We start from the raw sequence: 12,295 nt of genomic DNA on the forward strand, positions 1-12,295 counted from the left end.
ACGCTCATGGGTATGGACACCGTCCGGCTCACCGTCTTCCGCGTCGTGGCGACGCTCGGCTCGTTCACCTCGGCGGCGAAGTCGTTGCGGTACACGCAGTCCGCGGTCTCCCGGCAGATCGCCGCGCTCGAGGACGACCTCGCCGTGGCGTTGTTCGACCGGGAGGCGCGCGGCGTGCGCCTCACCGAGGAGGGCCGGGTGCTGCTCGCGCACGCGGAGGCGGTGCTCGACCGGCTCGACGTGGCCCGTAGGGAACTGGCCGCGCTGCGCGCCGTCGACGGCGGCAGGCTGCGCATCGGCGCGTTCGCGACCGCCGAGGCCGCGCTGGTGCCGAGGGCGATGGCGGCGTTCCAGCGTGACTTCCCGAACGTCGAACTGTCCCTTTCGGACGGTCTGACCGCGGCACTGGCCGCCCGGCTCCGGGCGGGGGAACTGGACGTGGCGGTGGTGAACCACGGCCCGGCCCTCGACGGCCTCACCACCCACCACGTCCTGGACGACCCGCAGTTCGTCGCCCTGCCACCGGACCACCGCCTGGCGCGCCGGAAGTCGGTGCGGCTCACCGAACTGGCGGAGGAGAACTGGATCGCGGGTTCGACCACGGTCGAGGACACCCTGATCGGCGCGTGCCTGCGCTCCGGCTTCCGGCCCGAGGTGCGGTACGTCGTGCAGGAGTGGACGGCGAAGCAGGGCCTCGTCGCGGCGGGTCTGGGCGTCACACTGGTGCCCGGCCTGCTGATGGGAGCGGTGCGCCCCGACATCGTCCTCACGCGACTCCGCAGCCCGGACATGACGCCACGCAAGGTCGTCGCCGCGGTCACGGACAGAGCGGCCGTGCAACGGTTCCTGCCGTACCTGACAGCCTCCGCCCGCGCGCTGCTCACGGCATGCCGCGCGGCGGGATGACGTTGCGGTCCGCCGCCAGGGTTTGCGCCAGTGCCAGCCACACGGCCGCGGGGACCTCAGCCGCCGGGAGGCCGCCGAGGAGCCGGTGCGTGATCCGCCGTGGGGCCACCCCCTGCAGCGACACCCGTGCCGGTGCGCTCGGCCGGGCATAGGCCGCCGACAGCACCGCCCACAGGATCGACGACGTCCGGCGGTCCACTTCGGACCGGCGGCGCACGGCCAGGTGCGCGGCGTCCACCCGGGGTGCGGGCGTGAAGCACTCGGCGGGCACCCGCCGCCGCACGGTGAGCACGAACCGGCACGACCACCACGCCGACTCGAGGTCCCGGGGTCGCGCGGCCGTCAGCCGTTTCGCGAGTCCCCACTCCACCACCAGCTCCGCGCGGGAGAAACCGCTCGCACCCGGCGTCAGCAGCCGCCGCAACAAGGGCGTCGTCACCGCGAACGGGATGCTCGCCACCACGGCGAAGGCCCGCCGTGGCAGGCGGACCGTGCGCAGGTCGTCGTGCACCACCCGCACTCTCGGCCGGTCGTCGAAGCGGCGGCGCAGGTCGGCGACGAACCGGGCGTCGCGTTCGACGGCCAGTACCCGCGAGCCCGTGCGGGCCAGCGGGGCGGTGATCGTGCCGGGACCGGCGCCGAAGTCGATGACGAGGTCGTCCTCGCCCAGCTGGGCTGCGGACACGAGCGCGGTGATCACCCGTGTGCTGGACAACAGGTGCACACCGGAAGAAGACGCGGCGGGACGCCGCGGTCGGGAAGACATGAGTGCCTGGCTCCAAGCCGGAGAATCGAACAAGGGTGCTTGGAGACAGCGGCGTGAACGCCGTCAGGAAGAGGGAACCGCCGCTGTCAGCGCCGGCGCAGCCTCAAGAACGCACTCATACCGCCCACGTTAGTGATCGCGGCAACCGAATTAAGCTCGTCGCCATGGTCGACGTACTGGTCATCGGTGGCGGCATCGCGGGGGTCTCGATCGCCTACGAGCTGGCCGCCGACGCACGCGTGCTGCTCGTCGAGGCCGAACCCGAACTCGCGCGCCACACCACCGGCCGATCCGCCGCGATCTACGCGCCCAGCTACGGCGGCCCCGTCGTCCGCGAGCTCACGAAGGCCAGCGAGGACCTCTTCGGCGACGACGTCCTCACCCCGCGCCCGGCGCTGTGGATCGCCGTCGACGACGAGGGTGTCGAGCGCATCGAGAAGCTCACCGACAACGGGGGAGCCGAGCCTGTCACCGCCCAGCGGGCCGTCGAGATGTGCCGCGTCCTGCGGCCACCGCTCGCCGCGGCCGTCGACCGCACCGCCCAGGACATCGACGTGATGGCCCTGCACAGCCGCTATGTCCGCGGGCTGCGGGAACGCGGTGGCGAGATCCGCACCGGCGCGCCCGTCACCGGCCTGCGGCGCGACGGCGGCGGCTGGGCCGCGGGGAACGTCAGGGCCGACGTCGTGGTCAACGCGGCGGGTGCGTGGGCCGACCGGGTCGCCGAGCTGGCCGGGGTGCCGCCGATCGGGCTGCGGCCGCTGCGCCGCACCCTCGCGATCGTGCCCGCCGAGGCCGACCCGGCGTGGCCGATGGTCGCCGACGCCGCCGACCGCTTCTACTTCCGCCCCGACAGCGGCGGCCTCATGATCTCCCCGGCCGACGAGACGGCGAGCGACCCCGGCGACGTCAAGCCGGAGGACGCCGACGTCGCGCTCGCCATCGAACGGGTGAACGCCGTCACCACGCTGGGGCTGCGGTCGGTGCGCACGGCCTGGGCGGGGCTGCGTTCGTTCGTGGCCGACCGCGAACCCGTCGTCGGCTCGTGGCCCGACCACCCCGGGTTCGTGTTCTTCGCGGGCCAGGGCGGCTACGGCATCCAGATGGCACCCGCGCTCGCCCGTACGGGTGCCGACATCGCACTCGGGCGAATCCCGGCACCGGTGATCATGTCGCCACGGTGACGGGCGAACTATTGTTGCCCTCACCAATGCGGGAGGTAGTCCAATGGCGGACCTTGCGGCACGGCTCGAGGAGATCGTCGGTGCCGGAAACGTGCTCAGCGGCGACGCGATCGGCGACGACTACGCGCACGACGAGACACTGACCGCGACGGCGACCAAGCCCGCGCACGTCGTGCGGCCCGCGAACGCCGACGAGGTGGCGGCGGTGCTCACGCTCGCCGCCGAGAACGGCACGCCGGTCACCGCGCGCGGCAGCGGCAGCGGCCTGTCCGGCAGCGCGGTGCCCCGCGAGGACGGCATCCTCGTGTCGTTCGAGCGGATGAACAAGATCGTCGAGATCGACACCGTCAACCACGTCGCCGTCGTGCAACCGGGCGTGACGCTGCACGAGCTGGAGGCCGCGACCGCCGAGGTCGGCATGGTCTACCCGGTGTACCCGGGCGAGCTGTCGGCGAGCCTCGGCGGCAACGTGTCGACCAACGCGGGCGGCATGCGCGCGGTCAAGTACGGCGTCACCCGCCACCACGTGCTCGGCCTGCAGGCGGTGCTGCCGACCGGCGAGATCATCCGCACCGGCGGCAAGTTCGTGAAGGCGTCCACCGGCTACGACCTCACCCAGCTGATCGTCGGTTCCGAGGGCACGCTCGCACTGGTCACCGAGGCCGTGCTGAAGCTGCAGCCGCGCATGAAGGAGCAGGCCACGATCCTCGCGCCGTTCCCCGACCTGGCGTCGGTCGCGACGGCGGTGCCGAAGGTCGTCGGCTCGGGCCTCGGGCCGCTGATCCTGGAGTACATCGACGCGCTCACGATGGGCGCCATCACCTACACCGCCGACCTGCAGCTCGGCATCCCGGACGAGGTCAAGGAGAAGTCGCAGGCCTACCTGGTGGTGATGCTGGAGAACAACTCCACCCAGCGCCTGGAGGAGGACGTCGAGGCGGTCGGTGTGCTGCTGTCCGAGCTGGGCTCGCTCGACGTGTACTCGCTGCCCGGCGGTGCCGCCCGCAAGCTGATCGAGGCCCGTGAGAAGGCGTTCTTCACCGCCAAGGGCGCGGGCGCCGACGACATCATCGACACCGTGCTGCCGCGTGCCGCGCTGCCGGACTTCTTCGCGAAGGTCATGGAGATCGCGCAGGGCAACCAGACGCTGGTGGTCGGCTGCGGGCACGCGGGTGACGGCAACGTGCACCTGGCCGTGTTCCAGAAGGACGCCGAGGTGCGGCACCGGGTGCTGCACGAGCTGTTCGCGGCGGGCATGGCGCTGGGCGGCGCGATCTCCGGCGAGCACGGCATCGGGCGGGAGAAGAAGCAGCACTTCCTCGACCTCGAGGACCCCGCCAAGATCGAGCTGATGAAGCGGATCAAGCAGGCCTTCGACCCGCGGGGGATCCTGAACCCCGGCGTTCTCTTCGACTGAGAGGTATCACCGATGAACGGCGCCCAGGCGCTCCTGCGGACCCTCGTCGACGGCGGCGTCGACACCTGCTTCGCGAACCCCGGCACCTCCGAGATGCACTTCGTCGCCGCGCTCGACGCCGTGCCGGAGATGCGCGCGGTGCTGTCGCTGTTCGAGGGCACCGTGACCGGCGCCGCCGACGGGTACGGCCGCATGGCCGACCGCCCGGCCGCGACGCTGCTGCACCTGGGGCCCGGCATGGCGAACGGCCTCGCGAACCTGCACAACGCGCGCCGCGCGCACACGCCGTTGATCAACGTCATCGGTGACCACGCCCGCTACCACAAGGGCTTCGACGCGCCGCTGGAGTCGGACATCGACGCGCTGACCGGCTGGCTGCACGGCTGGTCCCGCACGTCGAAGTCCCCGGAGGAGATCGGCGCGGACGCGGCCGCCGCGGTCGCGGCCGCCATGCAGCCGCCCGGCCAGCTGGCGAACCTGGTGCTGCCCGCGGACGTGTCGTGGGCCGAGGGCGGCATGGTCGGTGAGCAGGTGGAGCCGGTCGCGGCCCAGCCCGTCGAGGACGACCGGGTGGCGGAGATCGCGAAGATCGTGCGGTCCGGGGAGCCGGTCGTGCTGCTGCTCGGGCACGGCACCACCCGTGAGCGCGGGTTGGTGGCCGCGAGCCGGATCGCCGCCGCGACCGGGGTCAAGCTGTTCGCGGAGACGTTCCCGGCCCGCATCGAGCGCGGCGCGGGTCTGCCCGCGGTCGAGCGGCTCGGGTACCTGGCCGAGCAGGTGCAGTGGCAGCTCTCGGAGGCCAAGCACCTGGTGCTGGTCGGGGCGAAGAGCCCGGTGTCGTTCTTCGCGTACCCCGGCAAGGCGTCGGAGCTGGTACCTGACGGCTGTCAGGTCCACGTGCTGTCGGTGCTGGGGGAGGACGGCACGGGCGCGCTGGAGCACCTGGCCGACCTGGTCGCACCCGACGCGTCGCCGGTGCTGCAGGAGGCGGTCCGGCCTGGCGTGCCGTCGGGAGCGCTGACGCCGCAGAACTGGACCGAGGTGATCGGCGCGCTGCTGCCCGAGGGCGCGATCGTGTCCGACGAGGCCAACACGTCGGGACTGATGATCCCGATGACGACGGTAGGCGCACCGCGCCACGACGTGCTGACGTTGACCGGCGGCGCGATCGGGCAGGGGTTGCCGGTGGCCGTGGGGGCGGCGGTCGCCTGCCCGGACCGGCCGGTGGTGTGCCTGCAGGCCGACGGCAGCGCGATGTACACGGTGTCGTCACTGTGGACGATGGCCCGCGAGGGCCTCGACGTGACGACGGTGGTGCTGAACAACCGGGCCTACGCGATCCTGCGGATGGAGCTGTCCCGGGTGGGCGCGTCCGAGGCCGGCCCGAAGGCGCGGCAGTTGCTCGACCTGTCCGGCCCGGACCTGGACTTCGTGTCGATGTCCAACGGGATGGGGGTGCCCGCGTCCCGGGCCACCACCGCCGAGGAGCTGGCCGACCAGTTCGCGAAGGCCCTCGCCGAGCCGGGTCCACACCTGATCGAGGCGATGGTCCCGCCGCTGCTCTGATCGACTTGTCCACAGGTGCACCGGTTATCCACAACGACACCGTTCGCACCCGGTTCTGTCGGCAGGCCCCGGTAGACTGGCATGGCGGGTGGCCCCCGGGAATGGGTGGGGCTTGAGGTTACCTACTGGGTGGTGCGTTTCCGCAGTTCAGAGGCTTGTCTGCCTGATTTGGCGGGTGCGCAGCGGGGATGGCAGGCCTCCCACCCTTGCCGAGCCTCACAGGCCGCTCCCGGAGACCTGCCCGTCCAGGCGAGGACACCACCGACGCTGCGTGCGGCGCGCACACGTCAGCTGGTCGCGCCCAGGAAGCCCGGGTCGGGCAGGCCCAACTGGCCACACATCTCGATGTTCAGAGCAAGGATCTCCGCCATCGGCGCAGGGCCGCGTTCCGTGGCGGCCAAATCGGCGTGGGCTTGCTCGCTCCACAGAAACGGGTACACCGCGATCCCGTGCGACGAACCCAGCGCCCGGGTCTCGGCTTCCCACCCAGGCCACCGCAGACTCTTGTAGAAGCTCGTCGTGCCACCTGCCGCCAGCCACGACAACCACGCGCTGTGCCCCAGGTCCAGGGCCTCCCACTCCAACGTGTCCGGCGCGAAGTACACCATCTGGCCCGGCGCCCCCGGCCTGCCGTACCCGGACGGGTTGACGCCGTTCAGCACGAACACCCCGCCCAGCACGTCCTGCCCCACGACCAGCCCGGCTTCCCGTTGCCAGCTCGGGTCGTGCATCCGGTTGACGTGCGCCAGGTTCGGGGGGCCGTCCGGTGCGGCCGCGCCGCCGAAGACCCGCACCCAGCCGTTGTCCACGGTCAGGCCACCCGTGTACAGGGTCAGCGCGCCGAGCGCGGAGGCCGCCGTCACCTGCAGGAGGCGCAGGCAATCCTGGCCCTGCACCGGATCACCGGGGAACATGCGCACCGGCTCCCTGCCCAGCTCGGCCCGCAGCTCCGGCCATGCCGGGTCGGCCACGTTGATCAGCTCGGTCAGATCGCGCACTCGGCGGATACTGCCAGACGTGGTCAGAGCGCGAGGGCCAAACGCGTCGCCTCCACCGAAGCCGCTACCGAGTAGGTAGCTGTGCGAGCAGCGCGTCGGTGGTGACGACCACACCGAGCTTCGGGAAGACGTACTCCACCGCGAAGTCGTGCGCGTGCTGGTCCAGGCCCGCCATCGCGTCCGTGACCAGGACGACCGAGTAACCGTGGTCGTCGGCGGCACGAGCGGTGGACTCGACACCGAAGTTCGTCGCGATGCCACCGAACACGACCGTCTCCACGTCGTGTTCGCGCAGGCGGTCGGCGATGTCGCTGTTCCCGAACGCGCCCCAGCTGTGCTTCACCACCACCACGTCACCCTCGGCCGGCGTGACGGCCAGCTCGCTGCCCTCGGGTTGCACGCCACCCGGCCGTTCGACGCGGACCCACATCACGAGCCCACCGCGCGCGCGGAACGCGTCCGCCAGCCGCACGCACCGGGAGAAGACCTGCTCACCCGAGTGCGGCGCGGTCGGCAACGCGATGATCCTCGGCATCAGATCGATCAGGACCATCGCCGTGCGCCTCGGATCGAGGTTCAATGGGCTCATGTCCGCGAAGCCTAACGACGTCGGCTTGTTCGGCCCGGACTCGGTCAGCTGGCAGCTGCACGCGGAACCCGCCATGTGGCTCGCCGGTATCCGGAGCCTCTACCTGCAGGCACTGCACCCCCGCGCGGTGGCGGGCATCGTGCAGAACTCGGACTTCCGGGGCGATCCGCTCGGCAGGCTCGTGCGCACCGCCAACTTCGTGGGCGCGGTCACGTACTGCCCACGTGACGAGGTCGAACGGCAGGCGGCGAAGGTGCGCGCCGTGCACCGGTCGTTGCGCGGTGTGTACGAGGGGCGCACGTTCCGCATCGACGAGCCGGAGCTGTTGCTGTGGGTGCACTGCGCGGAAGTCTCGTCGTTCCTGACCGTTGTGCGGCGGGCCGGGTTTCCGCTCACCGCCGCGCACGCCGACCGGTACCTCGACGAGCAGCGCCGGTCGGCGGCGTTGGTGGGCCTGGATCCGGACGAGGTGCCGGGGTCCGTCGCCGCGATGCGCGCCTATCTGCGGGACATGCGGCCGTTGTTGCGGCGCACCGAGGACACCGACGCGATCTACGACTTCCTGCACCGGCCGCCGGTCGGTGGGCGGCTCGCACTGGGGTTGTCCGTGTACGAGCCGTTGGTGGGGCACCTGGCGTACTCGCTGCTGCCGCGTTGGGCGGTGTCCCTGTACGGGCGGCGCGCCTATCCGTACGCCGTGAGCACGGCGATGATGAAGGGGCTCTCGGAGACGTTGCGGGCTCTGCAGAAGACCGTGCGGACCGTGGTCCGCGAGCCGCGGCTCGGGCCGCTGGTGCCGCACCCGGTGCTCGCGGCGCGACGCCTTGGCACGTGGGCGTTTCCGTCCGCGCGGAAGCTGCCCGCCGCCGCCTAGTTGGCGTGCGCTTCCTGGAAGCGGATCACGAGCGCCTGCGGCACGCGGCCACGCTCGGCGACCGTCTCGCCCTGGCTGCGGGCCCACTCACGCACGGCCTGCGTGTCCGGCTTGCCGTTGCCGGTCGCCGGCACCTTCGGTGTGGCGGTACCGCGCTGCTTGCGGCCTCCGACGCGGCGGGCGTGGCCGACGAACTCCGCCAGCGTGTCCCGCAGGCGGGCGGCGTTGTCGGCGGACAGGTCGATCTCGAACTCGACCCCGTCAAGGGCGAAGGTCACGGTCTCGTCGGCCTTCTCGCCGTCGAGGTCGTCGACCAGTTCGAGAATCGTTCGCTGCGCCACAAGGTCCTCCGCATTCGGATCAGAATTGAACGCCACGAGCTTAGCGCGGTGTGGCGTCACGACCCGCGCGGCGGCAGACTCGTCGTGTGGATCTCTCGGCCTTTCCCCGCGTCCCCCTCGGTTCCTGGCCTTCGCCGCTCGACCCGTGTCCTCGCCTGAGCGCAGAGCTCGGCGCGACGGTGCTCGTGAAGCGGGACGACGTCGGCGGCGTCGGGCTCGGCGGCAACAAGCTGCGCAAGCTCGAGTTCACGCTCGCCGCCGCGCTCGCCGACGGCGCCGAGAAGATCGTCACGTTCGGTGGGGTGCAGACCAACCACGGCAGGCTCACCGCCGCGTCCTGCGCGCGGCTCGGGTTGCGGTGCGAGCTGGTGCTCACGCGTTCCGTGCCGCGCTCCGGCTTCGCCTACGACCGGTCCGGCAACGTCGCGCTCGACGAGTTGTTCGGCGCCCGGGTGCACCTGTGCGACACCGACGACGAGGCGGCCGCGCTCGCCGCCGAACTCTCCGACGACCGGACCGTGACGCTGCCGGTCGGCGGGTCGAGCGGACTCGGAGTGCTCGGCTACGTCGCCGCCGCGGCCGAGCTGCGGGAACAACTGGGGGACCGCGAGGTCGACCGGATCGTCTGCGCGCTGGGCAGCGGGGGCACGGTGGCCGGACTCGCGCTCGGCACCGACACGCCGATCACCGCCGTCACCGTGTCACGGAAGGCGGACGCGGCCATGGCGGTGGTCGAGCAGGTCGCGGGGCTCGCCGCCGAGGTGCTGGCCTCCGGCGAGCCGAAGCTCGACCACGTCACCCCCGACGACCGCGCGCTCGGCGACGGCTACGGCGTGCCGACCGACGAGGTGTGGGCGGCGCTGCGGCTGTTCGCGCGCAGCGAGGGCATCGTGCTCGACCCCGTGTACACCGGGAAGGCGGCGGCCGGGTTGGTCGCGGGCGTGCGTCCCGGTGAGACGGTCGTGTTCTGGCACACCGGCGGTGCCCCCGGCCTCTTCGGCTACGCCCCCGACCTCGCCGCCGAAGCTAGGCGTTGACCTGGATCTGAAGCGCGCTGTCGGCGATCTTCGTCAGGGTCGCGTCGTCCGGTGTGGACGGCGCGCCGATCCACACGGCCTGCACGAGCTTGAGGCTGTTGCCCTCCCGGCCGCTCGCGAACGCGGCCGACTCGAAGAACGGCTTGGACCTGCCCGGCCACGGCTCGCCCTCGGTCGACGCGTCGGCGACCGCGCCGCTGCCCGGCTGGTCCGTGATCTCGTTCAGCTCCCCGGCCAGCGCGGTCTCCGGGAACCGCAGCACGGCGACCAGGACCGCGGCGCGCTTGCCGTCCGTTGTGGACTCGTAGCGGGCCCGCACCAGCTCCGAGCAGCGGTTGCGTTCCAGCCACACCTGCACGTCGCCGTACGCGTGCGCCGCGCAGTCGGTGTCGCTGATCGTGCCCTTCGGCTCGAACACGAGGCCGTCGACGGTCACGCCGCTGGTCTCGGTGCGGGTCGTGGTCGCGTCCTGCACCTCGTCGTCCGGGTCACCGGAGGACGTGACCGCGTACACGATGCCCGTGAGCAGCAGCAACGCCACCAGCACCGCCGCGCCGGCGGGCAGCCACCGGATGGGGGAGCCCGCCCGCTTCGGCTTCGCCGGCTGCGCCGACGGGCGCTGCCGCGCGGTCGCCACGCGAGGGATGATCGTCGTGCTGGCGGCGGCCAGTTCCGGGACGGCGGTGCTCGCGAAGCCCTCGCCGGACAGGTCGCCGGACAGATCGATGTCGCCCGCGTCGGGGGCGAGCGCGGCGATGATCGCGGCTGCCTGCGCGATCGTGCACGGCCGCTGGTGGACCGCCAGCTCACGGGACGCGTTCAGCAGCGTCTTGGGTTCCGGGTGCAGGATCCGCACCCCGCGCAGCAGGTCCGAGGTCGGCTGGTGGACCTGCGACACGTACGGCCCGACCGCCACGACCGTGCCCACCGGCAGCGGCTCGACCTTCGCGGCCTCCAGCGTGCGACTGATCACGCCGACGACCTCCAACGCGTCGGCGGCGGGGTTCACCGCGCCGTCCGGGCGCACGAGTGGCCAGCCGTCGGTCTTCCACTGGCCGGACATCGGCGCGTCGAGCCGGACCGCCGGGTCCGGCAGGTCGACCCCCACGACGACCAGCACGCCCCTCGGCAGCAGAACCACCGCGTCGACCGGCCGGTCGGCACCTTGCGGGTGTAACCCGATGAGGGCGACTCCGCCCACGATCGAGTCGCCGCGGCCCCACGACGTCAACGCCGCGCGCACGTCAGCGCCCACGATCGATGCCTCGTCACCGATCCGCACCACCCGCACCGCGCACCCCCCTGACAGAACGCATGCGGACCGACAGGCCCGACGGCACCACGGTAGCCAAGGGCCGATAGTGTGGCGTAACTGCCCGTGGTCAGGGCACAATGGACGCGACGTGTGTCACTGAAGGTCAAGCTGTCACGAGGACGTAGGGGAAGACGAATCCTCGTCGAGCAGCGGAGGTCAGCAGTGAGCACTCGTGGCGTTGTGTACGTCCACTCGTCGCCGTCTGCGGTATGTCCGCACGTCGAGTGGGCTATTTCGGGCACCCTCGGGGTACGTGCGAACCTCCAGTGGACCGCGCAGCCCGAAGCAGCCGGTCAGCTCCGCGCCGAGTGCGGGTGGACCGGCGATCCAGGCACGGGCGCGAAACTGGTCGCCGCCCTCAAGGCCTGGCCCATGCTGCGCTTCGAGGTCACCGAGGAGCCGAGCCCCGGCGTCGACGGTGAGCGGTTCTGCTTCGCCCCCACTCTCGGGCTCTGGCGTGCGAGGACCAGCGCGAACGGTGACATCGTCGTCGGCGAGGACCAACTGCGTGCCATCGCGGTTACCGCCCGCGCGGGTGAGGCGTTCGCCCACAAGGTCGACGAGCTGCTGGGCGCGTCGTGGGACGCCGCGCTGGAGCCGTTCCGGCGGGCCGGCGACGGCGCTCCGGTGACCTGGCTGCACCGCGTCGGGTGAACGTGGCAGTCTTGCCCACGTGTCCACGGGGTCCCCTCGGCAGCTGTGGCTGCTGCCGGTGCTGCTGATCACGGTGATCGCGACCGCCCTCGGCGGCCTGCTGGCGCGTGACCTGTACTCGGAAACTCCCGCCGATCCGCCGCCGACCGTGGTGGCGACGTCGCCGTCGCCGAAGCCCTCCGGGCAACAGCCGGGGCCCGCGACCGTGCAGGGCACCGCGGACGCGGTCGCCCACCCGCTGTACGGGACGCTCCAGCCGCTGCTCCAGACGTACTTCGAGGCCATCAACGACAAGGACTACGAGCGCTGGTCGTCGGCGGTCACCTACGAGCGGCAGACCAACCAGCCGGAACAGAAGTGGCAGAAGGAGTTCCGGAGCACCAGGGACGGCAACATCGTCATGCACCGCGTCGAGGCCCGCGGCGACGGGACGGCGCGGGTGCTGTTGACGTTCACCAGCACGCAGGACGTCGCGGACGCGCCCCGGGAGCTGCCGCGGCCGTGCATCCACTGGAACGTCGTGTGGGCGTTCTCCACGGAGGACGGCGACTGGAAGCTCGCAGCCGGCCCCGCGTCGGCGACACCCCAGCACGAACCCTGCGGCTGAGCTCCATGCCCTGAAAGCCGCTTTCGGGACGTTCAGTGTCC

Annotated in this window: 13 protein-coding genes; 8 read left to right on the forward strand and 5 right to left on the reverse strand. The window is 71.9% G+C overall.

What is annotated here, in order from left to right; all coding sequences use genetic code 11:
- Nucleotides 1–12 precede the first annotated feature (12 nt).
- Nucleotides 13–906, forward strand: coding sequence for a LysR family transcriptional regulator (locus tag ACIBVP_RS11580; RefSeq protein WP_396106004.1), 894 nt, complete (start codon nt 13–15; stop codon nt 904–906).
- Here the strand turns inward: ACIBVP_RS11580 and ACIBVP_RS11585 are convergent.
- On the reverse strand, nt 881–1,672 hold the full coding sequence (locus tag ACIBVP_RS11585; RefSeq protein WP_396106005.1) for an rRNA adenine N(6)-methyltransferase family protein: 792 nt from the start codon (nt 1,670–1,672) through the stop codon (nt 881–883). The genes ACIBVP_RS11580 and ACIBVP_RS11585 overlap by 26 nt on opposite strands.
- Nucleotides 1,673–1,836: 164 nt before the next feature.
- Here ACIBVP_RS11585 and ACIBVP_RS11590 point away from each other — a divergent pair, with 164 nt between their 5' ends.
- The 3 genes from ACIBVP_RS11590 to ACIBVP_RS11600 are packed head-to-tail and all read left to right on the forward strand — an operon-like array spanning nt 1,837 to nt 5,839.
- Nucleotides 1,837–2,856, forward strand: coding sequence for an NAD(P)/FAD-dependent oxidoreductase (locus ACIBVP_RS11590; protein ID WP_396106006.1), 1,020 nt, complete (start codon nt 1,837–1,839; stop codon nt 2,854–2,856).
- A 43-nt stretch (nt 2,857–2,899) separates the two neighbouring features.
- Complete coding sequence (locus ACIBVP_RS11595) at nt 2,900–4,273, forward strand: FAD-binding oxidoreductase (protein ID WP_396106007.1); 1,374 nt, start codon at nt 2,900–2,902, stop codon at nt 4,271–4,273.
- A gap of 12 nt (nt 4,274–4,285) precedes the next feature.
- Nucleotides 4,286–5,839, forward strand: coding sequence for an acetolactate synthase large subunit (locus ACIBVP_RS11600; RefSeq protein WP_396106008.1), 1,554 nt, complete (start codon nt 4,286–4,288; stop codon nt 5,837–5,839).
- A gap of 287 nt (nt 5,840–6,126) precedes the next feature.
- On the opposite strand, the gene ACIBVP_RS11605 is transcribed toward ACIBVP_RS11600, so the two are convergent.
- The gene (locus ACIBVP_RS11605) at nt 6,127–6,837 is read right to left on the reverse strand and encodes a DUF2625 family protein (RefSeq protein ID WP_396106009.1); all 711 of its coding nucleotides are present in this window, start codon (nt 6,835–6,837) and stop codon (nt 6,127–6,129) included.
- Between the two features lie 64 nt (nt 6,838–6,901).
- Entirely contained in the window at nt 6,902–7,426 is a 525-nt protein-coding gene (locus ACIBVP_RS11610) for an isochorismatase family protein (RefSeq protein ID WP_396106010.1), read from the reverse strand.
- Here ACIBVP_RS11610 and ACIBVP_RS11615 point away from each other — a divergent pair.
- Entirely contained in the window at nt 7,425–8,300 is an 876-nt protein-coding gene (locus ACIBVP_RS11615) for an oxygenase MpaB family protein (protein ID WP_396106011.1), read from the forward strand. The two genes, ACIBVP_RS11610 and ACIBVP_RS11615, sit on opposite strands and share 2 nt — an antisense overlap.
- Here the strand turns inward: ACIBVP_RS11615 and ACIBVP_RS11620 are convergent.
- Nucleotides 8,297–8,641, reverse strand: coding sequence for an Lsr2 family protein (locus ACIBVP_RS11620; protein ID WP_396106012.1), 345 nt, complete (start codon nt 8,639–8,641; stop codon nt 8,297–8,299). The genes ACIBVP_RS11615 and ACIBVP_RS11620 overlap by 4 nt on opposite strands.
- Before the next feature lie 86 nt (nt 8,642–8,727).
- Between ACIBVP_RS11620 and ACIBVP_RS11625 the strand changes: the two genes are divergently transcribed.
- Nucleotides 8,728–9,678, forward strand: a complete 951-nt coding sequence (locus ACIBVP_RS11625; RefSeq protein WP_396106013.1) for a pyridoxal-phosphate dependent enzyme — start codon at nt 8,728–8,730, stop codon at nt 9,676–9,678.
- On the opposite strand, the gene ACIBVP_RS11630 is transcribed toward ACIBVP_RS11625, so the two are convergent.
- Complete coding sequence (locus ACIBVP_RS11630) at nt 9,668–10,969, reverse strand: hypothetical protein (RefSeq protein ID WP_396106014.1); 1,302 nt, start codon at nt 10,967–10,969, stop codon at nt 9,668–9,670. The genes ACIBVP_RS11625 and ACIBVP_RS11630 overlap by 11 nt on opposite strands.
- A 186-nt stretch (nt 10,970–11,155) precedes the next feature.
- On the opposite strand from ACIBVP_RS11630, the gene ACIBVP_RS11635 reads away from it, so the two are divergent.
- Complete coding sequence (locus ACIBVP_RS11635) at nt 11,156–11,647, forward strand: DUF3145 domain-containing protein (protein ID WP_396106015.1); 492 nt, start codon at nt 11,156–11,158, stop codon at nt 11,645–11,647.
- Nucleotides 11,648–11,666: 19 nt separating this feature from the next.
- Nucleotides 11,667–12,254 carry a hypothetical protein gene (locus ACIBVP_RS11640; RefSeq protein ID WP_396106016.1) on the forward strand — a complete coding sequence of 196 codons (588 nt, stop codon included), beginning with the start codon at nt 11,667–11,669 and terminating at the stop codon, nt 12,252–12,254.
- The last annotated feature ends 41 nt before the right edge of the window (nt 12,255–12,295 follow it).

The organism is Actinophytocola sp. NPDC049390 (genome assembly GCF_044466355.1).
Taxonomy (GTDB): Bacteria; Actinomycetota; Actinomycetes; order Mycobacteriales; family Pseudonocardiaceae; genus Actinophytocola.